General features: G+C 35.2%; 25 protein-coding genes. 24 read left to right on the top strand and 1 reads right to left on the bottom strand.

Features of this window, described 5'->3' with window-relative positions:
- The first annotated feature begins 7 nt into the window (after window positions 1-7).
- From GRFL_RS11685 to GRFL_RS11780, 19 genes are all read left to right on the top strand, one after another.
- Window positions 8-859, top strand: a complete 852-nt coding sequence (locus GRFL_RS11685) for an ABC transporter permease (protein WP_236995796.1) — start codon at window positions 8-10, stop codon at window positions 857-859.
- 10 nt (window positions 860-869) lie between these two features.
- Window positions 870-2075: an ABC transporter ATP-binding protein gene (locus tag GRFL_RS11690; RefSeq protein ID WP_083644793.1), complete on the top strand. Its 1206-nt coding sequence runs from the start codon at window positions 870-872 to the stop codon at window positions 2073-2075.
- A 6-nt stretch (window positions 2076-2081) separates the two neighbouring features.
- A complete protein-coding gene (locus tag GRFL_RS11695; RefSeq protein ID WP_083644794.1) occupies window positions 2082-2900 on the top strand; it encodes a sulfotransferase domain-containing protein in 819 nt (272 codons plus the stop codon).
- Between the two features lie 7 nt (window positions 2901-2907).
- Window positions 2908-3618 (top strand): class I SAM-dependent methyltransferase, encoded by a 711-nt coding sequence (locus GRFL_RS11700; protein ID WP_158091636.1) that lies wholly within the window; start codon window positions 2908-2910, stop codon window positions 3616-3618.
- A gap of 3 nt (window positions 3619-3621) precedes the next feature.
- The gene (locus GRFL_RS11705; RefSeq protein WP_083644796.1) at window positions 3622-4509 is read left to right on the top strand and encodes a glycosyltransferase family 2 protein; all 888 of its coding nucleotides are present in this window, start codon (window positions 3622-3624) and stop codon (window positions 4507-4509) included.
- A 181-nt stretch (window positions 4510-4690) separates the two neighbouring features.
- On the top strand, window positions 4691-5407 hold the full coding sequence (locus GRFL_RS11710) for a glycosyltransferase (RefSeq protein WP_158091635.1): 717 nt from the start codon (window positions 4691-4693) through the stop codon (window positions 5405-5407).
- Window positions 5400-6290, top strand: a complete 891-nt coding sequence (locus GRFL_RS11715) for a glycosyltransferase family 2 protein (RefSeq protein ID WP_083644798.1) — start codon at window positions 5400-5402, stop codon at window positions 6288-6290. The genes GRFL_RS11710 and GRFL_RS11715 overlap by 8 nt, the downstream gene beginning before the upstream one ends.
- Window positions 6283-7170 (top strand): sulfotransferase domain-containing protein, encoded by an 888-nt coding sequence (locus GRFL_RS11720; RefSeq protein WP_158091634.1) that lies wholly within the window; start codon window positions 6283-6285, stop codon window positions 7168-7170. The genes GRFL_RS11715 and GRFL_RS11720 overlap by 8 nt, the downstream gene beginning before the upstream one ends.
- A complete protein-coding gene (locus GRFL_RS11725; RefSeq protein ID WP_083644800.1) occupies window positions 7170-8069 on the top strand; it encodes a glycosyltransferase family 2 protein in 900 nt (299 codons plus the stop codon). Before GRFL_RS11720 ends, GRFL_RS11725 begins: the two co-directional genes overlap by 1 nt.
- A complete protein-coding gene (locus tag GRFL_RS11730) occupies window positions 8066-9109 on the top strand; it encodes a hypothetical protein (RefSeq protein ID WP_083644801.1) in 1044 nt (347 codons plus the stop codon). The genes GRFL_RS11725 and GRFL_RS11730 overlap by 4 nt, the downstream gene beginning before the upstream one ends.
- 424 nt (window positions 9110-9533) lie before the next feature.
- Window positions 9534-9839 (top strand): hypothetical protein, encoded by a 306-nt coding sequence (locus tag GRFL_RS11740; RefSeq protein WP_139839241.1) that lies wholly within the window; start codon window positions 9534-9536, stop codon window positions 9837-9839.
- A gap of 47 nt (window positions 9840-9886) precedes the next feature.
- On the top strand, window positions 9887-10204 hold the full coding sequence (locus GRFL_RS11745; RefSeq protein ID WP_083644804.1) for a hypothetical protein: 318 nt from the start codon (window positions 9887-9889) through the stop codon (window positions 10202-10204).
- The gene (locus GRFL_RS11750) at window positions 10170-11018 is read left to right on the top strand and encodes a glycosyltransferase family 2 protein (RefSeq protein ID WP_083644805.1); all 849 of its coding nucleotides are present in this window, start codon (window positions 10170-10172) and stop codon (window positions 11016-11018) included. The genes GRFL_RS11745 and GRFL_RS11750 overlap by 35 nt, the downstream gene beginning before the upstream one ends.
- A gap of 13 nt (window positions 11019-11031) precedes the next feature.
- Complete coding sequence (locus tag GRFL_RS11755; RefSeq protein ID WP_083644806.1) at window positions 11032-11961, top strand: glycosyltransferase family 2 protein; 930 nt, start codon at window positions 11032-11034, stop codon at window positions 11959-11961.
- Window positions 11955-13064 carry a non-hydrolyzing UDP-N-acetylglucosamine 2-epimerase gene (gene wecB, locus GRFL_RS11760; protein ID WP_083644807.1) on the top strand — a complete coding sequence of 370 codons (1110 nt, stop codon included), beginning with the start codon at window positions 11955-11957 and terminating at the stop codon, window positions 13062-13064. The genes GRFL_RS11755 and wecB overlap by 7 nt, the downstream gene beginning before the upstream one ends.
- Window positions 13065-13067: 3 nt before the next feature.
- Entirely contained in the window at window positions 13068-14294 is a 1227-nt protein-coding gene (locus GRFL_RS11765; protein ID WP_083644808.1) for a glycosyltransferase family protein, read from the top strand.
- 299 nt (window positions 14295-14593) lie between these two features.
- Window positions 14594-15451, top strand: coding sequence for a glycosyltransferase (locus GRFL_RS11770; RefSeq protein ID WP_341475750.1), 858 nt, complete (start codon window positions 14594-14596; stop codon window positions 15449-15451).
- The gene (locus GRFL_RS11775; RefSeq protein ID WP_083644809.1) at window positions 15452-16537 is read left to right on the top strand and encodes a glycosyltransferase family 2 protein; all 1086 of its coding nucleotides are present in this window, start codon (window positions 15452-15454) and stop codon (window positions 16535-16537) included.
- A gap of 136 nt (window positions 16538-16673) precedes the next feature.
- Window positions 16674-17669 (top strand): N-acetylneuraminate synthase family protein, encoded by a 996-nt coding sequence (locus GRFL_RS11780; RefSeq protein WP_083644810.1) that lies wholly within the window; start codon window positions 16674-16676, stop codon window positions 17667-17669.
- Here GRFL_RS11780 and GRFL_RS11785 read toward each other — a convergent pair whose 3' ends face one another.
- Window positions 17670-19151, bottom strand: coding sequence for a hypothetical protein (locus GRFL_RS11785; protein WP_083644811.1), 1482 nt, complete (start codon window positions 19149-19151; stop codon window positions 17670-17672).
- 32 nt (window positions 19152-19183) lie between these two features.
- Here GRFL_RS11785 and GRFL_RS11790 point away from each other — a divergent pair, with 32 nt between their 5' ends.
- Genes GRFL_RS11790 through GRFL_RS11810 form a run of 5 tightly spaced genes read left to right on the top strand, consistent with a single transcriptional unit; the run spans window position 19184 to window position 23407 of the window.
- Window positions 19184-19819, top strand: coding sequence for a class I SAM-dependent methyltransferase (locus tag GRFL_RS11790; protein ID WP_083644812.1), 636 nt, complete (start codon window positions 19184-19186; stop codon window positions 19817-19819).
- Window positions 19819-20979, top strand: a complete 1161-nt coding sequence (neuC, locus tag GRFL_RS11795; RefSeq protein ID WP_083644813.1) for a UDP-N-acetylglucosamine 2-epimerase — start codon at window positions 19819-19821, stop codon at window positions 20977-20979. The genes GRFL_RS11790 and neuC overlap by 1 nt, the downstream gene beginning before the upstream one ends.
- Window position 20980: 1 nt before the next feature.
- On the top strand, window positions 20981-21958 hold the full coding sequence (locus GRFL_RS11800) for a polysaccharide deacetylase family protein (RefSeq protein ID WP_083644814.1): 978 nt from the start codon (window positions 20981-20983) through the stop codon (window positions 21956-21958).
- Entirely contained in the window at window positions 21930-22727 is a 798-nt protein-coding gene (locus tag GRFL_RS11805; RefSeq protein ID WP_158091633.1) for a formyltransferase family protein, read from the top strand. The genes GRFL_RS11800 and GRFL_RS11805 overlap by 29 nt, the downstream gene beginning before the upstream one ends.
- Window positions 22724-23407, top strand: a complete 684-nt coding sequence (locus tag GRFL_RS11810) for an acylneuraminate cytidylyltransferase family protein (RefSeq protein WP_083644816.1) — start codon at window positions 22724-22726, stop codon at window positions 23405-23407. The genes GRFL_RS11805 and GRFL_RS11810 overlap by 4 nt, the downstream gene beginning before the upstream one ends.
- The last annotated feature ends 2 nt before the right edge of the window (window positions 23408-23409 follow it).

Below are 23409 nucleotides of genomic sequence, written 5' to 3' on the forward strand. Positions count from 1 at the left end.
TAAAATAATGAGCAAAACGCTTATGGAACTTGAAACCAGGGTATATCAAAAAGAAACAAACAGAAATCCTCTAAGATTACTTCGGGATAGTATCAGGGATATCTGGAGATCCCGATTTTTATCAAAACAGCTGGCAGAGAGGGATATTAAGGCCCAGTACAGGCAGTCATATCTGGGTATTTTATGGGCTTTTTTAACCCCCCTTGCTACTGCCACTGTATGGATTTTCCTGAATCTTTCGGGTACTATAAAATTAACCGATACCGGAATGCCATATCCACTTTATGCCTTTTCAGGTACCTTGCTATGGTCCATCATCACCGAATCTATCAATGCCCCAACAAGTAGCACCAATTCAGCAAAAGGCTTATTGAGTAAAATCAATTTTCCCAAAGAAGCCCTGGTCATTTCGGGTATATACAAGTTGCTTTTCAACAGTATGGTGAAGATCATTTTATTAGTGATCTTTATTTTTCTGTTTGGAGTGGGCTTTCACTGGAGTTTACTCCTCTTACCTTTTGCTATTTTAGCTGCGGTCATGATTGGGACTATGATAGGTTTATTTATAACTCCGCTGGGAATGCTTTATACCGATGTGGGAAAACTTATAAGTATGGGGTTTAGTTTTTTGATGTATGTTACCCCGGTGGTCTATGCAATCCCAAAAAGTGGTATAATGAAGACCGTAATGGAATGGAATCCTTTCACCCCGATATTACTTACAACCCGTGACCTGTTAGTGGGAGCTACACCTGAGTTTCCTGGATATTATTTATTCGTGGTACTCCTTTCTATCCCTTTGTTTTTTATTGCGTTACTTGCCTATCGCATATCTATTCCCATACTGGTAGAACATTAACGAACAACCTATGAGCGATAAAGAAGTCCTGGTAAAAGTAGAAGGCCTCTCGAAGAAGTTTTGTAAAGACCTGCGAACTGGTTTGTGGTATGGTGTGCAGGACCTTTTTACCAATTTTATGGGTAATAAGAACGAACGCACATTACGAGATAAAGAATTCTGGGCATTACAGGATATTAATTTTGAGTTGAAGAGAGGTGAGTGCCTGGGTCTAATAGGTCATAATGGGGCGGGAAAATCTACGCTGTTAAAAATACTGAACGGTTTAATTAAACCCGATGCGGGTAAAGTCACTATTAAGGGAAGGGTAGGAGCCCTTATAGAACTGGGAGCAGGTTTTAACCCTATACTCACCGGCCGGGAAAACATCTATAATAATGGCGCGATACTGGGATTTACGCGGGAAGAAATAGATAATAAGCTGGATGAGATCATCGATTTTGCTGAAATACGGGAGTTTATCGATATGCCGGTACAGCATTATAGCAGCGGGATGAAAGTACGCCTGGGTTTTGCAGTGGCTGCTCAAATTCAGCCTGATGTTTTACTTATTGATGAGGTCCTTGCTGTTGGTGATATGGGGTTTGTACTTAAATGTTTTAAAACAATAGATGATATCTTACCTCATACAGCCATAATATTTGTATCCCATAACATGCCTATGGTATCTAGAATTTGTAATAAACTTATTTTATTAAATAAAGGAGAAATGCAATATTTTAGGAATGATGTTGCAAAAGGAATTGATAAATATTATTCAGGTTTTATAAATAATTTTTCAAATGTTTTAATGGATGAAGGCTTTTTAAAATTAATTAGCATTTACATAAATACAGAAGAAAAAAATAATTTACCTCAACTAAATTGGGGAGATGATTTGCAATTAATTTTGAAGTTTCAGGCTTTAAAGAAAATTTTACAACCCCATATTTGCATTATAATATTTGATAAAGAGCAAAGACCTGTAGCTAGTTTAGAATTAAATAAAAAAACTGATCTTACTGTTTCATCGGATGGTTATTTTGAATTTAAGGTAACACATAAAAAATTACAGCTATCTAAAGGCATTTATTCTATTAATCTAATAGTTTATAAGGATTATTATAAGAAACCAATTCTAAGAATTAATTCCGTATTAAATTTCCAAGTAAAGCATAGAGATGATATTTGGCAGCCCTTTCTCCTTTCTTCTACATTTGTAAATAAGTTTAATTAAAATTTAATGAAGGTTGATTTTATCATCATAGGTGGACAAAAATGTGGAACAACTGCATTATTTAAATTTCTTACAAGTCATCCTAAAATTTTTGGTTCTGAACCAAAGGAATTAGATTTCTTTAATTATGAAGAAAGGTTTTCTAAAGGAATTAAAAATTATCATTCTAAATTCCCTAACATTGGTCTTTACAAAAGAATTAGTGGTTACAAGTTAATAGAAGCCTCTCCAACATACTTGACTGATAATGATGTCGAACTTACGGCAAAAAGAATTTATAGGTATAATAAAAAAGTAAAGATAATTGCGATTTTAAGGGATCCCGTTGATAGAGCCTATAGTGCTTGGAATATGTATAAAGAAAGGTATGAAAGTGGTATGGTGGATTGGTGGTACAAATGGATGGAGAATAGAACAGGCCATTATCCTCAAGCAATTTCTAGAAAGGATGATGATTTTAATTCTTTTATTAACTTCATTAAAAATGAAATAGAAGCAATAGAAAAGGGAACAGCTATTGAAGGAGAAATTCTTTCAAAAGGTAAATATAGCAAGGGTATCGAAGTTTTTAAAAATCAATTTAAAGACAATTTTCATGTTGTAAAAAACGAAGAATTAAATAATAACACAATTAATGAATTAGAAGAAATTTCAAATTTTCTAGGTATACCAGATTATGATTGGAGCCGATTCAAGGATACAAAAATTTTTAAAGGTAATTATCCACCTAATAAAGAAGACCAATCAGTAAAAATACTCAACAATTTTTATAAAGAATCTAATGAAGAGTTATTTAGTTTAACAGGTATTGATTACCGTAAATAATGAAACAGTGGATCGAATAAGTCTAATAAATTATTTAATAAATAAATATAACTTTTCAACCTATCTAGAAATTGGTGTACAAAAAGGAAAGTCTTTCTTTCCTATCAAATGCAAAAAGAAAATTGGTGTTGACCCATATTTGAAAATTGACAATAAAGAAAAAAGAAAATGGTGGTTTAAAAACCCGTATAACCTTTTCAATAACTACTTTAACCTAAGAAGTGATGATTTTTTTTTCCATGAAAAAAAATTTATAAAGAAGATAAGTCCTTTTGATATTGTTTTGATTGATGGCCTGCATACTTTTAGAGCAACATTAGAAGATTGTTTAAACTCTCTTGCTTACTTAGATTCTAGCGGAGTTATTGTTGTACATGATTGCTATCCTCCTCATAAGGCTTCTGCTTTAGTGGCTAACGATGCTGAAGATGCTGAAAAGAAAAAAGACAGTATTGAAGGATGGACCGGTGAATGGTGTGGAGATACTTGGAAAGCTATTGTCTATTTGAGGAGATTAAAGAATATAAAACTGGAAGTGTTTGTATTAAATACAGATTATGGCTTAGGGATTATTAGGCTAAAACAAAATATTTTAAAGCCTTTAAAAATAGATGAGGATTTATTTTCTGAAGTTAACAAACTTAATTATTCAGATTTGGAATCAAATTCTAGAACATATTTAGATTTAAGAGATTGGAGAGATTTTGATAAAATTTAGAATTTGCTTTCGGTAATAATTCCATATTATAAACGTAAGTTCTTTGAAGAAACCCTGGCTTCGCTGGCTGCACAAACCAATAAAAATTTTCAGGTGTATATTGGTGATGATGCCTCTCCCGAAGTTCCCTCACGTCTTATTGAAGAATTCTCCTCGAAATTCAATATACATTATCACCGATTTGATCAAAATATTGGAAAAAATTCTCTTACCGCCCATTGGGACAGGTGCATCTCATTAAGTGAAAAAGAAGAATATCTTATGGTACTGGGGGATGATGATATTTTAGGTGAAAATGTGGTAGCAACTTTTTATAAACATCTTGATAATTTAAAAAAGTCACCAAACCTATTTCGTTTTGCTTCAGCGATGATCGATGAAAACTCCAAAATTACTACAGAAGTTTTTAAGCATCCTGCACAGGAAAAAGCAACCGACGCTTTTTTTAGAAAATTTAAAGGTTTTACCCGTAGTTCGCTATCAGAATATATTTTTAAGCGAGAGGTATATGAGAAAAAAGGCTTTTATCCTTATCCTCTGGGATGGCATTCTGATGATCGCGCATGGCTGGAATTTGCAGGTTCAGAACCGATCCATACCATCAATGATGCAGTAATTTACATTCGGAATTCTTCTGAAAATATTTCTTCGAAAAAAGATAATCTCCATGAAAAGTTTGAGGCTACACATAATTTCTATAACTACATTCTAAGTTCATGGCTTGAAGAGTTTGATACCGATAGGAAATATGGGCTTATTAATGCCTATGAAGAACTATTGAAAAATGGAAAGGTTTTCAATTTTAAAGAATGGCTGTTTCTTTTCAGATTACACCTGGAGCATTTCAGGTACAGGAACTTTAAGAAATTTGTAAAAAGAAGCCTTTTATAAAAGATGATTGCCCGTAAATTTTCTTTTAACTTAGTAGCTCCAAAGAGTAGTCATGACTCTAACAGAGAAAATAATCTATTTCTTTAAGCATAAGATCAGGAGAGATTACTTTTTCTTCAATCTTCGCTATCGGATACAGATGGCTTTGTTAAAGCGCTTACATAGTCCGGTAAGAAAACAAATGAAGGATCCCAAAAAAATACCGGTGATCATCATTAGTTTCAACCAGTTAAATTACCTGAAAAAACTGATAGATTTTTTGCTGGAGAAAGGATATACAAATATTGTAATCGCTGATAATGCTTCCACCTATGAGCCTTTATTGGAATATCTGGATTCCATTTCTAAAGATGTGAAGGTCCTTAGGCTTGAAAAAAATTATGGACATTTGGTAGTCTGGGACCAACCAGAACTCTTTAGTAATTACACCCGGGGGTTCTATGCAGTGACCGATGCTGATATAGTCCCAGTAAAAGAATGTCCAGCCGATTTTATGTTATATTTTCTACAATTAATTAATAAACACCGGCGGGTAAACAAAGTAGGCTTTAGCCTGGATACTTCGATCATTCCCGATACCAATACCTACAGGAATAATATCCTGAACTGGGAAAGTAAATACTGGAAGAAACAAACAGAAGATGGGAATTTTTATGCCGATATAGATACCACATTTGCCCTTTACCGCCCGAAGAATCTTAACTGGACCAATATGCCTTTTATGAATGCGGTGAGAACAAAACCTCCATATACTGCGATTCATGGTGGCTGGATTATTGACCCCACCAGGCTAACAAAAGAACAGCAGTTTTATATGCAAACTGCAAATGAGTCAAGTTCATGGAAAGTAGACGAATCTGGGAGGTTAAGCTCTAAAATCTATCACAATAATGATTGAAAAAAGCAAACTGGTTTCGGTATGCCTGCCTACCCTTAACGGTGAAACACATCTTAAGGAAGCTCTGGACTCCGTTAAGGCACAAACTTACAGGCCCCTGGAATTGATTTGCAGTGATGATCAATCTGCTGATGATACTCCCGCGATCCTCAGGAAATTTAGTGAAGAAGTTGATTTTCCTGTTTACATATATGACCATGAGCCGGCAGGTATTGGTGCAAACTGGAATAATTGCCTTAAAAAGGCCAATGGGGAATATATAAAATTCCTTTTCCAGGATGATGTTCTGTCTCCTTTGTGCATAGAGAAAATGATAACTGAATTATCGGGGCAGGAAGAAATTGCTTTAATAGCGAGTAAGCGATTTTTAATATTCAATGAGGATAAAAGGCAGAAGTATTCCAATTGGATCGAGGAATATGGGAATCTCCAGGAGAAAATTGAAAACAAAAAAGGAGGAAAAATTCTTTTAGATAAGAGTTTTTTCTGCTCAAAAGCATTTAGGAGTCATCCTGTAAATAAAATTGCAGAACCTTCAGGTATTTTTTTCCGAAAGGATTTGATAAAAAAAACAGGCTATTTCAGGGAGGATATGGTGCAAATACTTGATGTTGAATTTTATAATAGAGTCTTAAAGAAAGGGAAAATTATTATACTGCCTGATAGTCTCTATGGTTTTCGCTTACATGAACAGCAGGAGAGTGTAAGGAATGAAGGAAAACATGGAAGGGATTTTGAATTATATGATCAATTATTACTGAAAAACTATTTTTGGTATCTCAATGTTTCATCAAGACTTCAGCTTCTTGATAAATACTATCCTTTTGTCGCAAGATTATATAGATATTTTAATAAAACGATTCAAAAAAATAAAAGTGGGTAAACCAATTCTGGTAACCGGGATACATCGCTCGGGTACAACCTGGGTTGGTAGAATGATTAGTGAATCGAATAGCGTTCAATATATACATGAGCCGTTCAATATTCATTACAAGGGAAAGGAATCTCCAATAGAGCACTGGTTTGAATATTATTCTTTAAGCACCAGTGCCCAAACAGAGCAAGAGGTTTTGAATTACTTACAATCTATGTATAGACCTTCATTAAAAAGTATTTTTAAAAACCTGATTAAGGGGGATGTAAATAAATTGTTTACCAGTGACGATCCGAAGGGTAATTTATTTGGAAGGCCGCTTTTAAAAGATCCTATTGCAATAATGTCGGCTCCCTGGCTTTATAATAAAGTTGATTGTGATGTGATAGTATGTATAAGACATCCTGCTGCTTTTGTCGCAAGTATAAAAGAAAAGGACTGGGATTTTGATTTTAACCAGCTTTTGGAGCAGGAGAAACTAATGAAGGAAAAGCTCTATCCTTTTCAGGAAAAAATTCGTGAATTTTCTGAAACTCCTCCTGGAATTGTGTCACAGGGAATATTATTATGGAATATCATATATTCTCGGGTTATTGAGTATAGGAAAGAATTTAAGGGGAAATGGATTTTTATAAAACATGAAGATATTTCTCGAAGACCCGTGGAGGAATTTAAGCTTATGTTTAATAAGCTTGACATTCCTTTTGGTCTTGAAATAAAAAATGAAATAATTGAAAGTACTGAAGCATCCAACTTGGAACCACTTAAGAGAAATTCCCGAAGAAATATTTTTCGCTGGAAAAGTATGCTTTCTAGCAAGGATATTGAAAAAATAAAAAAGGAAACCTTTAAAGTATGGTCTCATTACTATGCTGAAAGTGACTGGTAATGATGGAAAAGATAAATAGCATTTCGGTTTGGGCGCTTATTGTTAATTATAATACAGTTGATGAATGCCTGGAATTATTTGAAAATCTAAAATTAGTAAAGGGATTTGATTTACATGTATTAATCATTGACAATGCCTCGTGTAATGCTGACCAACAAAAACTTAAGGAGCAAATACCTATAGGAAATCTTATTTTCAACAATGCCAATTTAGGCTATGCAGCCGCTAATAATATTGGGATCAAAAAAGCATTACAAGAAGAGGCTGATTATATCTGGATATTGAATCCTGATATACGGATTGAAGAAAATACCCTAAAGGGTATGGTTAAAGCAATAGAAAAATGGCCTCAAACAGCAGCTTCGGGAGTTAGAATTCTAAAAAGAGAAAATCCTGATTATATTTTTAGCGATGGCGAAAAATTGAATATCAATGAAGGTTGTAAAACTTCTCATAAAAATCATAATTATTTAAAGAAGGAATGCTTGGCTGAGGTTAGTTATGACATTGATTATATAGATGGTAGTTGTGTTTTACTTAGTGTCGCAGGAATTAAAGAACTAGGTTATTTACCGGAAGAATATTTTCTTTATTTCGAGGAGACAGATTGGTGTTTCAATGCAAAAAGAAGGGGTTGGAAGCTGGTTGTTAATACGACTGTGAACGCCTATAATCATACCAGTAAGAAAGGAAAGGTCTTTAATTATTATTATAATCGCAACAAGCTTCTTTTCTGTAAGAAATATAATCTGAATTATAATAGCGTTAGAAATTCTGAAATAACTGATATTTTCAATGAAATACTAGGAAGAGTAAGAGGGAATTATTTTAAGCCGTATTTTAAATCTCGTATTAAGGGTTTAATTGCAGGTATTTTTAAAGCTGAATTTTATTCGTGAAAATACTTTTACCATTTAAAAAAGATCAGAATCCCTACCTGGATGAACTAATAATTCATTCTAAGCATACTTATGTATATGATAATTTCAGGAATTATGATACAACTTTTAAAATAGTAAATATTCATTGGCCCGAAGCTCTTTTTGAGTGGTATGAGCCTACATCAGAAAATCTCAGGGAACTTGAAGAAAATATAAAAAATTGGAAGAAAAATTCTTTTATTGTTTACACAAAGCATGATGAAGTAAGGCATAAAAAAATGACTCCAAATTTTCAAAGGCTTTTTGCTTTAATAGAAGAAAATACCGACTTGTATATACATCTTGGGAGTTATAGTAAAAATTTATACGAGAAAAAATATCCCAAAGCTCAGCATAAAATTGTCAACCATCCTTTATATCAAAATTCATTTGAGCCGTATAAAAAACCGATAGCGAGAAGGTTATTAAAGATTTCCCAAAACGCTTTTGTCGTAACGGTTCCCGGGAAAATCAGGAACAGAAAAGAGCGAAAATTGGTGCTTAATAGTTTCAAATTTTTACCTGAAAAAGATAAAGTTCTTATAGCTACTAATATGCGAAAGGATTCTGAAATACACTTTCCAGGAAGAATCAGGCTCAAAAAAATATTTGATATAAAAAAATACAGGGCAACACAATTTATTGAAAAATATCAGCCCCCTTCTTATTTATTTAATTATGGTCAGCTTGCAAGAGATGAATTTGCCTTACGGATTTCAGCAGCCGATATAATTTTTGTTCCCCGTATCAATATATGGAATTCCGGAAATGTTTTTCTGGCTTATACCTTCAAAAAAATAGTGGTTGGACCGGCAACCGGAAATATTGAAGAGCATTTAATAAATATGGGAATGCCAATCTTTAATCCTGATTCTATTGATGATGTTGTAAAAGCAATAGAAGAAGGACGGAAATTGCAGGAGTCTGGTTATTATCCTAATGATAGTATGCTAGAAGAGTTTAGCCCTTCTGTACTATCAAAAAAACTGGATCAAATTTTTGAAAACCTGGTATCGTGAAGATTAATAGGGTATTAAAAGAAACGATAAAAGATTTACTTTTTGATATAAAATATCAAATGATTTGTTTAAGGTCGGCCTAAATAAACCGAAAGAACATAAGATATTCTTTGATGTTTCTGAAGTTTATCCAAATAGATATTTACATGGGTTCTTAAAGCTCTTTGATCTCCAGGATTATACTGTTTATATTCCAAAGGATAAAAAAATTATTCTTGAGTTAAGCAAGGGGAAAACGGGTGAAGCTCTTTTTAAAAAATGGCTTTTAAATGAGTGATGGATTAGGTTTGGAAAGCCGAAAGATTCAAAGGCAATATTTATTGATGCGCAATTAAGTAATGATTATTACACTTCTTTTTTCAATGATAGATTTCAAGAAAATTGTTTTCACGTACCCATGTGCGAATATCCGGTTAGATACCGGATGAAAGATAATTTTATATTTAAAAATAACGAAAATAGAAAAAGAAGCCTATTTATGGCCGGGGATGTGGATAAAAAAGAGTATGGTCAAATAGAAAAATCCCGGTTTTTTAATGTGCTAAGTAGATTGCGTGTTTTTAATTATTTAAAAAATGATGATAGGTATATACCTATCCAGAATATAGACAAGTTACAGTCCTTTATAAATGGAAACCTTGATAATAAAATAGTTCTGATCAATACATCTGAAAATTTTGGTATTTCTGGAAATAAATTGAAAGAAGTTTTAAGTAGTTTTTTTTTTTAGCGCTTCCAGGGATTCTTGTTCCTAACTCACATAACCTTACAGAAGCCATGGCATCTGGTTGTATTCCCGTTATTCAGGATACTTATGCAAAATATCTCTATCCATCCCTTGAGGATGGAGTAAATGCTGTTTTCTTTAAAAACTTAGAAGAACTAGATGGAAAAATTAAAATCCTGTTTTATTTAAATGAAGACAGACTAACAGAATATCGAGAAAATATAAAATTATATTATAACTCGTATCTTTCACCTCAAGCGATAGTAAACATCGTTACCAATAGAAAACTTGATAAAATATTCATCCAGGGAGAATGGATAAGTCTTCAGCAATATGAAAGAGGGAAATCAGGAAATAAATATACCTAAGGTTTCGATTATAATCGCCTGCTATAATGATCTGTTTGTTGAAAAAGCAGTAGAAATGGCATACAAGCAGGATTATAAAAATAAAGAAATAATTTTGGTTAATGATGGAAGCAATAAGGAAACTACGTCGCTTATTGAAAGGCTTATGGAGCACACTGATACCATTTTATCACAACAGAATAGTGGGCAAAGCGTAGCTAGGAATAATGGAATAAAGCAAAGCTCAGGTGAATATATTCTTAACTGGGATAGTGACGATTATTTTGAACCTTCATTTTGTTCAAGAGCCGTGGAATTAATGGAAGGTAATATAGATATTAAAATTGTCACCTGTTATTCAAGGAGGTTTAATGAAAATGGGACTATAGATATTTTTAAGCCACAGGGAGGAAGTCTTGAAAATTTTCTGTTTTCTAATAGTGCTATGGGTAGTGCCATGTTTAGAAAAACAGACTGGCTTAAATGCGGAGGTTATGACGAAAATAGAGAGATCTGGGGATTTGAAGATTGGGAATTTTATCTTAGAATACTTTTAAACGGTGGATACGCAAAAGTGTTGAAGGATGTCCTATTTCATTACAGATTAAGAACTAATTCAACTACAAGTCAGATTAAGCATATAAAGGCTGAAAAATTCAGGTATATTATATTAAAACATCCGGAGCTTTACCGAAATCATTTTAAGGAGTTGATAGATCATTTATTTAAACGACTAGAGCATTCAGATTATGAAAAAAAGAAAAGGGAAGATTCTTTAGATTACCGGATCGGGAATTTTCTACTGGCACCTTTTCGTAAAATGAAGAAAAATTAAACCATTAAGTTAAATGCCTTTAATTTCTATCATTATTGCCACCTTTAACCGATCACATCTTATCGAGAATATGTTGGCCTGCATTAAAAAGCAAAGTCAAAATGACTGGGAATGTATTATTGTTGATGACGGAAGTACTGATAGGACTCCAGAGATTCTTCACAAATGGCAAAATAAAGACTCCAGGTTTAAATATTATAAAAGAAAACATAATTTTAAAAAAGGCCTCTCTGGATCCCGTAATATGGGGCTAGATTTAGCAAAAGGTGACTATATTATTTTTTTTGATGATGATGATCTCGTACACCCTGAAAATCTGGAAACCTGTTTGTGTTTTCTAAAAAGGACCGGAAAAGATTTTTGTAATTATCAAAAAACACCATTTTATCAGAGAGAACCAAGTTTTCAAAAAATAGATAAGTCTGAAATTACTGTTACAGACTATACTATAAAAGACCTAACCGGTTTCATTACTGGAGCTAAACCTATGGCTTCCTGTACTGTTATGTTTAAAAGAAAATGTTTTGAAGACGTCAGGTTTAATGAAGAGCTTCATTATGCTGAAGAATGGGAATGCTATGGGCGTATTTTATTAAAAGGATATCAGGGAATCAGTATCTCGGAAATGCTATATTTTAACAGAAAGCATACTGCGTCTAATACCGGTAATTTTAATAAAGGAAAAGAAAGAGAAGTAGACTCTATGATTGATGCTTCCAAGGTCATGATTAAAAACCTTTATGACTATCAGGCTTTAGGGGTTGATTTAGAGAAATTTTTTATACGTAAAGGCTTTCAGCTGAAAGATTATGGAATTGTAAATGAACTTTTTAAATATACAAATCCAGGTGTACTGAAAAAAGTTAAGTTTAAATTAGGTTTTTATTTTTACCCTGTTATTAAACCTCTCTTTCGAATTAAATCCAGAATTGCAGCATCTTGAAAATATTAGTTTGTTTCGGTACAAGGCCTGAAGCCATAAAAATGGCCCCTCTCATTTATGAGCTTAAAAGACAGCAATTAGATTGCAAAGTTTGTGTGACTGCGCAACATCGCGAAATGCTGGATCAGGTCCTTAAGTTTTTTGAAATAGTTCCCGATTATGATCTGGATCTTATGAGAGCAGATCAGTCATTAAATACACTCAGCGGCAAAATACTAATTTCCATAGATAACGTTCTCTCAAAAGTTAAGCCGGATTTGCTAATAGTCCATGGAGATACAACCACTTCAGTGATGGCAGCATGGGCAGCTTTTCACAGGAAAATTAAGGTTGCTCATGTAGAGGCGGGACTTCGAACCTTTAATTCCCTTTCTCCTTTTCCTGAGGAAATAAATAGGCAGATTACGGCAAGACTCACCGATTATCATTTTGCTCCCACTATAAAAGCCAGAGATAATCTTTTACTGGAGAATATTCCTAAAAATGATATTTATATGACAGGCAATACTATTGTAGATGCGGTAAGTTTAGGAATTTTAAAACTTCAGAATATTGATGAATCAGAAATTATTTCTGAAACAGGTATTCTTCCAAAGAGGTTTATTTTGGTGACAGGACACCGGAGAGAAAGTTTTGGAAAAGGTTTTGAGCTAATTTGTGAAGCTCTAATTCAAATAACAAAAACTGAAAAAATAGATATTATTTATCCCGTGCATCTTAATCCATATGTGAAAAATCATGTTTATAAAAAGTTAGAAAATATTGAGAATATTCACCTGATAAATCCAGTTAGCTATCCTACGATGTTATATTTACTGAAGAACTGTGAATTTATTATCTCAGACTCAGGTGGTATTCAGGAGGAGGCTCCTGCCTTTGGAAAAAAAGTGCTGGTCACACGAGATTTTTCGGAGAGGATGGAAGGAGTAGAGGCCGGTCTTTCTATATTGGTTGGAACCAGCAAGGAAAAAATTATTAAAGAAGTTTCATTGTTATTAAAGGCTTCCAAAAGTAAAGCATCCTTTAATAATCCTTACGGCGATGGTAAAGCAGCCAAGAGAATTGTGAAAATCATTATAGAAAACCTTGGCGTTAAGGAGTAATTGATGAAACGTATACTGGTAATAGCCGAATCTACAGATATCGATAACAGCAGTGGTGCTAAGGCGAATATGGCTTTAATAAAAAACCTTATCAAGGCAGGTTATCTGGTTAAAGTATGTCATTATTCCAGAAAAGAAGTGGAGATTGAAGGAGCAGAAAGTGTCACGATCCCTGAAAACCGAAAAAGTCTTTTATTTTTTCTGAGCAGAGCAGAAAGGTATTTACGTTATTTCCTTAAACTTAGTATTAACCCTAAAATTGAGAAGAAGAAGGGTTTCTCGTTTACACTTCAAAATGACCGGAATAGTATAATAACGGCACTAAAAAAAGAAAAGAACTTTGATCCTGACTGGGTCCTTACGCTAAGTCAGGGAGGAAGCTTCAGGCCCCACCATGCCTTACTTAATTTACCTGAATGGCATTCGAAATGGATCGCATACATTCATGATCCTTATCCCATGCACTGGTATCCAAAACCCTATACCTGGAGAGAACCCGGGTATAAATTGAAGCAGCGATTTATGGAGGAAATTGCAAATAAATGTAAGTATGCTGCTTTTCCTTCTCTTTACCTCAAGGAATGGATGGGGTCCCATTATCAGGCTTACCTGGAAAAGGGGATCGTCATTCCTCACCAGTTGAACAAAGAAATAGAAAAAACTCCATCTGAAAAGGTGAAGATCGATCCTTCGGAATTCATAGTACTTCATGCCGGGAATTTTTTACAGGCCAGACAACCTAATGGCCTTATCGATGGATTTAAAAAGTTTGTATCTAAAAAGCCGGATGCAAGAGTGAAACTGATCCATATAGGGCCAGCACCTCATTATAAGGAATATCTTGAAAAAGAGGCTAAAGATGAGACGAGAATTGAGGTCTTTTGCGAAAGTCACCCGTTCAATGAGGTACTCTGGTTACAGGATAAAGCCGCTATAAATATCATCATAGAAGCCAAAGCAGAATTCAGTCCTTTTTTACCCGGAAAATTTCCACATTGTATAGCAGCCGGAAAACCTATACTATTACTGGGACCTCCTAAAAGTGAAGCCAGACGATTGCTAGGAGAAGATTATCCTTATTACTCAGAAATTGATGATACTGAACATATCGCTATTCTGCTGGAAGATCTTTATCTTAAATGGAAGCAAGATGAAAATAGAATGGATTATAGTAAAATTGGGAGCTATTTGTCTTCTACTCATCTGAAAGAAGTGATAGAGAACCTATGAAAATCTTAATGGTATCCATATTCGCCCCACATTTCTTTAACTGGACCGAGCAGTTAAAGGGTTCTGGCCACGAGATCTACTGGCTGGATGTTTTTGATTCTAACACAGAGGTTGAAAAAATAGATTTTGCACAGCAAATTACCGGCTGGCGTTATAAGTGGGATTTTCCCGGAAGGTATTTTCTAAAAAAAAATCATCCCGGATTTAACAGACTAATCAATAAAGTAAATGAAAGAAGTTTTCAGAAAGTTTTAGAAAAAAGAATAAAAGAGATTAAGCCTGATGTTATTCACAGTTTTGTGATCTATCTTGCTGCTGCTCCCGTGTTGCCGGTATTGGATAAATTTCCAGATATTAAATGGATACTTTCTACCTGGGGAAGCGATCTTTTTTATTACAGTAAACAGGAAGGTTATCTGGAGGATATTCGAAGAGTATTACCTAAAGTGGATTATTTGTTTACCGATTGTAAAAGGGACCATCAGATTGCTATAGAAAACGGCTTTAAAGGAACTTACCTCGGTAATTTTCCGGGCGGTGGAGGATATGACCTTCAATCTCTGGAATCTTATCTTAAAGAATTCGATGAAAGGAACATAATTCTAGTGAAAGGCTATCAGGGATTACATGGAAGGGCTATTGAGGTGCTGAAGGCCTTCCTGCCATTAAAAGAAAAGTTAAGAGAATTTGATATAGTAGTTTTCGGGGCTGATGAGGAAGTGTTTCATTTCGTTAGGAATTCAGAAATAAATACCTGGAAAAACTTTAAAGTACTCGGAAAAGTTTCTCATCGGGAAGTGATGAAGCTAATGGGACGTGCCAGAATTTTTATAGGCAACAGCCTTTCAGATGGAATGCCCAATACCTTACTTGAAGCTATAGTTATGGAAGTCTTTCCCATTCAATCAAATCCCGGAGGAGCTACTCAAGAAATAATCACTGATGGCCTGAACGGCTTGCTTATTAATAATCCTGAAGAACCTAAACATATTCGGAATGTACTGGAAAAGGTCTTAGAGAATGAAATAGATATAGAAAAAGCTATAAAATTTAACAACGAAAATTTAAGACCCGGACTTGATAGAGAAAGAATTAAAGATGAAGTTCTTAAAAAGTATAAATTAGTAGAAGAGGAATTAGAAACATCGGGCTCATAAATGTATCCAGAAATTACCATCATATATGCTAACCGAGACCGGGACTTGGAAAGGATCAGGTTGACGCTTGACTCTCTATCCAAACAGACTGATCAAAATTTTAAGGTCATCTTCGTGGATTACGGAAGTAAATATGAACTTTTAGTAGAATTAAAAGAGCTGTTTAAAAATTATACTTTTGTTCAGTTATTCGCCCTAGAAGTGCCCCAGCTATTATGGAATAAAAGCAAAGCTTTAAACTATGGGATTCTTAAGGCATCCACTCCATTTATATTTATAGCTGATGTGGACCTTCTATTTCATCCTTTAACTACCAAAAAGCTTGAAGATTTTTCTGGTCAAAATAGTTTTGGTCTTTTTAGCCTAAACTATCTTTCCAAAGAGGAATCGGCAGAAGTGGTTAAAAGGAATAAAATCAAGAATCTTGAAATTAAAAGAAAGGGAGAGGTTAACGGGATGATACTCGCTCCTAAAAAAGCTTTTACCGAAGTGGGTGGCTATGATGAATTCTTTCATTTTTATGGTGCGGAAGATGTAGACCTGTTTGACCGCATTGAACGTGCGGGCTATAAAAGAAAAAAATATCCGGATAAACTATTTTATCATTTCTGGCATGAAAGTTTTCAGGGATCGGAGGATAAAATCATTACTCAAAAACCAAGGGTGAAAGACATCATGCGAGTCAATGAGCAACATTACTTTATGAACAATCAGCTGGAAGTAATCAGGCCCAAAAGGCAGCCTGACATGGGTAAGATCATCAGTAAGGAAGATAGTAATTTGCTGAAAACCCCTGCTAAAACTTACCGCATCAAAAACATTCGTGCTCAGGTGGAACATTTTCTTCATGAGATTATGCCGGCTGAAAAAGGAGTGATCTGTGCAGTTTTTGAGGAAGATCCCTATTATTCTTCATTCAAGCATCAAGTGAAAAAGCTTTTGAAGAAAGAAACTCAAACCTATATTTCAATGAAAGAAGTAAATGATATGCTTCTTAAAAAAATAGTATTTGAATACAGGAATGCCAACTATTCTTTTAAAATTGCAGAAGATCTTAAAAGCATAGATTTTAGAATACAACTTTAAACCCCTAACTCCTCTAAAAGGGGAGTATTTATTAAATTAAAAGAAAGAGATATGTTTATTATTGCTGAGATTGCTCAGGCACATGTAGCCCGCCACCCCCTTAAAAGGAGGGCTCTTTTTAATTAAAAAAGGAAATATGTTTGTTATTGCAGAGGTTGGTCAGGCACATGATGGAAGTCTGGGAATGGCTCTCGCCTATATAGATGCCCTTGCTGAGGTTGAGGTGGATGCTGTAAAATTCCAGGTACATATCGCCGAGGCGGAAAGTAGTATTCATGAACCTTTTAGAGTTAAGTTTTCTCAACAGGATAAGACTCGATTCGATTACTGGAAACGGATGGAGTTTAGCCATGAACAATGGAGAGTCCTGAAATCGAGATGCGAGGAAAAGGGAGTGGAATTTCTGGCCTCTCCTTTCAGCAATGCCGCGGTAGATCTTCTCGAAGAGCTTAAAGTAAAGAGATATAAAATAGGTTCAGGAGAAGTGAATAATTTACTTTTACTGGAAAAGATCGCCAGGACCGGGAAACCGGTCATCCTCTCTTCAGGGATGAGTTCCTTTGAAGAATTGGACAAAAGCATAAGTTTTCTTAATAGTAAAGGAATTGAATTTTCTATACTTCAGTGTACCACATCATATCCTACAAAGTCTGAAAATTATGGTCTGAATGTAATCCAAGAATTGAAGGAAAGGTATGGAGTAACTATAGGTTTTTCTGATCACTCAGCTAAAACTGAGACTTGTATCGCGGCTACGGCTCTAGGAGCTGAGATTTTGGAATTTCACGCGGTTTTCAGTCGACAAAGTTTTGGGCCGGATGCTTCCTCTTCTTTAGAGATTGGTGAAATAAAAGAACTGGTAAAGGCGGTAAGGAATATCTCCGAAGCTCTTGAGCATCCGGTAGATAAAAGCGATAATTTCAACTTTAGTGAACTAAAAGATATTTTCGAAAAGTCTCTGGCAGTAAATAAGGATCTACCTGTAGGTCATATTTTAAGTTTTCAGGATTTAGAAGCAAAAAAGCCCAGGAATAAGGGTGTTCCAGCTTCAGACTTTAAAGATTGTATTGGAAAAAAATTAATTGTCACAAAAAACCAGTGGGAATTCCTTAAAGAAGGTGATTTGGAATAATTAGTTATTTAACAGTACGAAACCATCTTTGAACCTTCTTATTTCAACATTATCAAAGGTTTTTAATATTTCCTTTTTACCTACCATATAATTTCGCCAGTCTATTAATTCAAAATAGATGATAACCACCTGTCTCTTTCTAAGCTGAGGTTTGATTTTCTCTAGTCCAGAAGAATTTCCAGTAACCGGAAGTTGTATTATATTCTGATTTTTGGTGAAAATTTTCAAAAGAAAGAGGTCATTTGTGTATAGGGTTTTGTCTTCCAAGTTTTTTTGCACATAATTGAGCAAGGCTGAGTTTTGAAATTTTTGAGAGGTGAATCCTGATCCCTCCTTATAATGGTGAATATATATGGGAATATTTCGAAATGAATAAGATATCATTACCAGAAATGGAAGGATGTAAGCCAGTTTAAAAGAAACCTTATTATGGAGGTAAGTTAGTAAGGAGCCAAATAACAAAAGAAAAAAAGGATAAACCGGACTAAAAATGCGGTTGGATAAGGGAATGGCATGATCTAAAAAAGAAGCAGAAAATAGAATAAATAAAAGGTACATGATTCCCAGAATCAATGGGAGTCTCCATTTATTTTCCAGGTAAAGATTTAACTTAAGGACAACAGAAAATTTTAATTTACTTTTATAAAGAACTGCAAGTACTAAAATTGAAAAGCTTAAAAAAAACAGCCCATATAAATTACCGAAAATCCAGCTACCTATGCTAAGAAGAATTTCCTGAAATTTGGTCGCAGGTATAATTTCGAAGTCAAACTTCCTGTCATGTGAAGCCTTTCCATTCAACCTGGCATAGAAAAGCCATGGTACAAGAGGTAAAAGAAAAGAAATAATAAAAACAAATAAATTAGAAATCGTGGTTTTAATAAATTTATAATTTCCATTAAGCAACAGGTAAACCAAATACCCAATAAAAAAACCAATACCAGCATATCTTACAAGTGCCGATATACCTAGAATCAAAGCACTTAATGATAGATATAAAACCGAGTGACTGCTCTTCCATTTTGTGAAAATGAGCAAAGAGAGAAGAAAGAGGAAAATGAACAATCCTTCCGATAAAAACCAGAGATATATAGAAAAAAATGGAGACAGTATGAATAGAAACAGGAGAAAATAAGAAATTGGAGGTGGGATTTTATAGCTGTCAAAAATTTCGAATAAAATAAGAATGGTGGAAAAAACAATAAAAACATTCCCAATGGTACCAGCCAATATTGTAGGTATTCCAATAGCCCATGAAATTATCATGATAAAAAAAGGATAACCAGGAGGCCAGTGGTTTACGAAATGACCATTCAGATCAGTAAATCCTTTTCCGGAAATCAAACTGTTAGCTGTTTCGAAATAAGTAACAGAATCAGGAGAGAAGCCCAGATTATAGTTAGATGACAATAAATACGTAATAATCGCCGCTATTGCTGCAATTATATAAACAGGAATTTTATTTTTATGTTCTCTGAACAAACAGTACAAATCTTTTTCAATAATACTTAAAAATGAGCATTAAAAATATTGTAGAAAGACAATATCGAAAATTCTCAGTGGCAGAGGGAAGCCAGTTTATCGCCAGTGAATATGCGCTTTATAAAATTTTAAGTTTGATTGAAAAATTCGAGCCAAAAACTATCCTGGAGGCAGGAGTTGGAATTGGTACAATTTCAGACTCAATTCTAAGAACACATTATAGCTCTAATCTCAAGGTCTATGGCACTGAATCGAATGCTTTTTGTCTAGAACAATTACCGTTGAATATGGGAGAAAAATATAATTCTTTGCATTTATATCCCGACATTCAATCTTTACCTGAAGAACTTAAATTCGATTTTATCATAATAGATGGAAAGGAAGAGGCTCTCGCCAGTCTTAAAAAAAATATGAAGAATAGATGTATAATAGTTATTGAAGGTGACCGACGCGATCAAACTGAAATTATTACAAATCTCTTTTCACACTCAAAATTTGTACATTCGATTACCAGTAAAAGAAATAATATATACTCTAATCGGCCTAAATATAATTTTCAAGGAGGTTTGAAAATTATATTTACTAATCCCGATCTTAAACAAAAAGTGGAATGGCTTAAATTGAAAATGGCCTCCAAAATTCATTTTCAGCTTAGAAAATTTATTTGATGATTAATAAAAGAAAAATCTGTGTTGTCATTACCGCCCGGCCTTCTTACAGCAGGATCAGGTCGGCATTACAGGCAATCGAAGAACACTCTGAACTGGAATTGCAACTGGTAATTGCCGGTTCAGCTTTACTTGACCGATATGGAAATGCTGCAGATTTTATCAGGAAAGATGGTTTTGAGGCTGCGGCGAAGGTTTATATGGTACTGGAAGGGGAAAATCCTACGACTATGGCTAAAACAACCGGAATTGGATTAATGGAGCTTACAAATGTTTTCTATAACCTGCAGCCCGATGCGGTTATTACCATCGCCGATCGTTTTGAAACCATTGCTACTTCAATAGCAGCAGCATATCAGAACATTCCTTTAGTACATATTCAGGGTGGCGAAGTTACAGGCAGCATAGACGAGAAAGTAAGACATGCCAATACAAAGCTGGCCGATATTCATCTGGTTTCTAATGAGGAAGCCAGGGAACGTGTAATCAGGCTGGGGGAAGACCCTGAAATGGTTATAAATACCGGATGCCCATCTATCGACCTGGCGAGTGAGATTGAAGATGAAGAAAAACTCAATTTTGACCCACTTGAAAAATACGGCGGAGTCGGGAAAAATATTAACTGGAAAGATGGGTACCTGGTAGTGATGCAACACCCCGTTACTTCGGAATATGAAAAAGCCCGGGAGCATATAATGGAAACACTGTATGCGGTGAGAGATTCCGGAATTCCGGCTTTCTGGTTCTGGCCGAATGTAGATGCAGGCTCTGATGGTACTTCCAACGGAATTCGAACTTTTAGGGAACAACAGAACCCGGAAAATATTCATTTCTTTAAGAACATGGATTCCCTGGATTTTTTAAGGCTGCTGAGGCATTCGAAAATGATCATCGGGAACTCCAGCGCCGGAATCAGGGAATGCAGTTATCTTGGAGTTCCAGCAATAGACATAGGAAGTCGTCAGCATCGCAGGCTAAAAGCAGAGAATGTTATCCACAGTGGTTATGATCGAAAAGAAATCCTTTCAAAAATCAATGAATTGGCAGAAAGTGGTTCTTTTGCTTCTTCCACGATTTACGGAAAAGGAGATTCCGGAAAAAGAATAGCCGATATACTCGCAAAAATTGAATTAAGATCGCATAAAAGCATCCAATACTAACATGCTGGCAGTCGGTAATTTTCATTATATAAGAAAAGATTTTAAAGCTGCTTATCCAAGCATTTTTGGGGTAACTCCCGGTCAATTCAGAAATCAGTTAAAGGAGCTTGCAAAATATGGAAAGTTTGTCTCGCAGGAAGATATATTAAATGGAATTCCTAAAGATGAAAAGGCAATCCTGATCAGCTTTGATGACGGGCTGAAAGAACAATTCAAGCTGGCGAAGCCCATACTTGATGAAATGAAAATCCCTTTCATCTGTTTTGTAAATACTTCCAATTTCGCCGAGCAAAAAGTCTCCCTGGTGCATCAAATCCATCTTCTAAGATCAAAAATCGCTCCAGCAGAACTCCAGAAAAAAATTGAAAAGGAATCGACGATTCAGCTCACCGATGAGGAGAGGAATAAAGCGGTTAACCATTATAATTATGATGAGGGAGAGGTCGCCCGGCTTAAATATCTGCTGAACTTCAGACTTGGCATATCAGAATTAAAAAAAATCATCAATCCGCTTTTTGAAAAATATTTTGACGAATACGAAACAGCTACTGAACTTTATATGAGAGAAGAACAACTAGCTGAGTTGTGGGAGCAGGGAAGCCTGGGTTCACATGGTCACCGCCACGATCCCCTGGGAATGCTAAGCCAGAAGCAGGCCAAATATGACCTGGAAAAAAGTCAGGAATTTTTTGTTAGCCGATTTGGGGAAAAAGCAAAAACCTTCAGTTATCCGTATGGTTCTTTCGATGCCTGTAAAAATCTTTCCATAACTTTAGCTGAAACAGGCTTTGAACTGGCTTTCAGTATGGAAAGAGCTGTAAACATAGATCCAAAGGAAAATCCTTTCCTGCTGGGGCGTTACGACTGTAATGACCTACCGGGCGGAAAAGCGAATATCTTTCAGAAGGAAAATCTTTTTGAGAATCCCGAATACTCTAAATGGCATCTATATGAAAACGGTACTTCTAACCAGCAATAGTTACAGGCATAAGTACATGGCAAGATGTCTGGAGGAACAGACCCATTTACAGCTTATCATTACAGAAGAAAAGTCCCATAAAATTTCAGATACATCAGCTTTAAACGAGGAAGATGCTGCCTTTCAAGAAGCACATTTTCAAAGGAGGGAAAATTCGGAAATCGAGTTCTTCGGAAAAGAAGGTTTCCCCTCAAAGATTTTGCAACTGAAGGTTTCCCATGGAGAGATCAACTCAGAGCTGACATTAAAAATCTTAAAGGATCTTTCTCCCGGTTATATTATCCTTTTTGGCGTTTCCATTATTAAAGCCGATTTGCTACAGACCTTTCGGAATCGTTTCATCAACCTTCATCTCGGGCTTTCACCCTGGTATAAGGGTTCAGCCACGAATCTTTTTCCGCTAATAGACGGAAGACCTGAATTTGTTGGAGCTACTATTCACCTGGCAAGCGAAGAAGTTGATGCCGGAAGAATTCTGCACCAATTAAGGCCGAGATTGGAAGAGAAGGATGATTTACATGAGATAGGAAACAAAGTAATCAGGCAGGCGGGAGAAATATTGCCAAAAGTACTTGAAAAGTACCAATCGGGAAAAATAAAATTGGTCAGAAAGGAAAATTCCGGAAAAATTTGTAGAATTATCGATCTGACAACGGAAAAGCTTAGGAAAGCCTATCAAAATATTGAAGGAGGCATGATAGCGGATTATTTGAAAAATAAAGAAAAGATCGATGCCGAATTTCCTATTATCTCAAATCTAAACGAATGAAAGTACTCGGACTCATCACTGCAAGGGGAGGAAGCAAAGGAATTCCAGGAAAGAATATCAAGGAACTCCATGGAAAGCCGCTGATAGCCTATACCATTGCTTCGGGAAAAGAGGCAAAATTGCTTTCCCGACTGGTATTGAGTTCAGACGATGAAAGTATTATAGAAATAGCCAAGTCAGAAGGAGCAGAGGTACCATTTAAAAGACCGGATGAATTAGCAAATGATGATACTCCCAGTCTGGCCGTAATTAGACACACACTGGAATTCTTTATGGCTAATGGTGAAGATTTTGATGCGGTCTGCCTGCTTCAGCCCACCACGCCCTTTCGAAAAAACGACCTTATTGATGAAGCGATTCAAAAATTAGATATGGGAGGTTTTGATTCTGTGATCAGTGTACGGGAAATTCCTGCAGATTTTAACCCACACTGGGCCTTTGAAGAAAAAGCAGGACATTTGAAGATCGCGACGGGTGAAAGTACACCTATTTCTCGAAGGCAGGACTTACCTAAGGCCTATCACCGTGATGGAGCAGTGTATGTTACCCGTAGTGAAGTTATTTTACAAGGTTCATTACTCGGAGATAAAATAGGTTTTGTGGAAACTACCAGGGATGCCTATGTGAATATCGATACACCTGAGGACTGGGAAAAGGCTGAAAAGATGCTAAAACCTTAACT

The organism is Christiangramia flava JLT2011 (genome assembly GCF_001951155.1).
In the GTDB taxonomy this organism is placed as follows: Bacteria; Bacteroidota; Bacteroidia; order Flavobacteriales; family Flavobacteriaceae; genus Christiangramia; species Christiangramia flava.

Bases quoted from the DNA above. Each gene is read 5' to 3' on its own strand.
- GRFL_RS11790 (WP_083644812.1), top strand. From the start codon at position 19,184: ATGAGCATTAAAAATATTGTAGAAAGACAATATCGAAAATTCTCAGTG.
- GRFL_RS11695 (WP_083644794.1), top strand. From the start codon at position 2,082: ATGAAGGTTGATTTTATCATCATAGGTGGACAAAAATGTGGAACAACT.
- GRFL_RS11800 (WP_083644814.1), top strand. From the start codon at position 20,981: ATGCTGGCAGTCGGTAATTTTCATTATATAAGAAAAGATTTTAAAGCT.
- GRFL_RS11750 (WP_083644805.1), top strand. From the start codon at position 10,170: ATGAAAGAGGGAAATCAGGAAATAAATATACCTAAGGTTTCGATTATA.
- GRFL_RS11715 (WP_083644798.1), top strand. From the start codon at position 5,400: ATGATTGAAAAAAGCAAACTGGTTTCGGTATGCCTGCCTACCCTTAAC.
- GRFL_RS11685 (WP_236995796.1), top strand. From the start codon at position 8: ATGAGCAAAACGCTTATGGAACTTGAAACCAGGGTATATCAAAAAGAA.
- GRFL_RS11765 (WP_083644808.1), top strand. From the start codon at position 13,068: ATGAAACGTATACTGGTAATAGCCGAATCTACAGATATCGATAACAGC.
- GRFL_RS11690 (WP_083644793.1), top strand. From the start codon at position 870: ATGAGCGATAAAGAAGTCCTGGTAAAAGTAGAAGGCCTCTCGAAGAAG.
- GRFL_RS11810 (WP_083644816.1), top strand. From the start codon at position 22,724: ATGAAAGTACTCGGACTCATCACTGCAAGGGGAGGAAGCAAAGGAATT.
- GRFL_RS11805 (WP_158091633.1), top strand. From the start codon at position 21,930: ATGAAAACGGTACTTCTAACCAGCAATAGTTACAGGCATAAGTACATG.
- GRFL_RS11710 (WP_158091635.1), top strand. From the start codon at position 4,691: ATGAAGGATCCCAAAAAAATACCGGTGATCATCATTAGTTTCAACCAG.
- GRFL_RS11780 (WP_083644810.1), top strand. From the start codon at position 16,674: ATGTTTGTTATTGCAGAGGTTGGTCAGGCACATGATGGAAGTCTGGGA.
- GRFL_RS11725 (WP_083644800.1), top strand. From the start codon at position 7,170: ATGATGGAAAAGATAAATAGCATTTCGGTTTGGGCGCTTATTGTTAAT.
- GRFL_RS11755 (WP_083644806.1), top strand. From the start codon at position 11,032: ATGCCTTTAATTTCTATCATTATTGCCACCTTTAACCGATCACATCTT.
- neuC (WP_083644813.1), top strand. From the start codon at position 19,819: ATGATTAATAAAAGAAAAATCTGTGTTGTCATTACCGCCCGGCCTTCT.
- GRFL_RS11745 (WP_083644804.1), top strand. From the start codon at position 9,887: ATGGCATCTGGTTGTATTCCCGTTATTCAGGATACTTATGCAAAATAT.
- GRFL_RS11740 (WP_139839241.1), top strand. From the start codon at position 9,534: ATGAAAGATAATTTTATATTTAAAAATAACGAAAATAGAAAAAGAAGC.
- GRFL_RS11775 (WP_083644809.1), top strand. From the start codon at position 15,452: ATGTATCCAGAAATTACCATCATATATGCTAACCGAGACCGGGACTTG.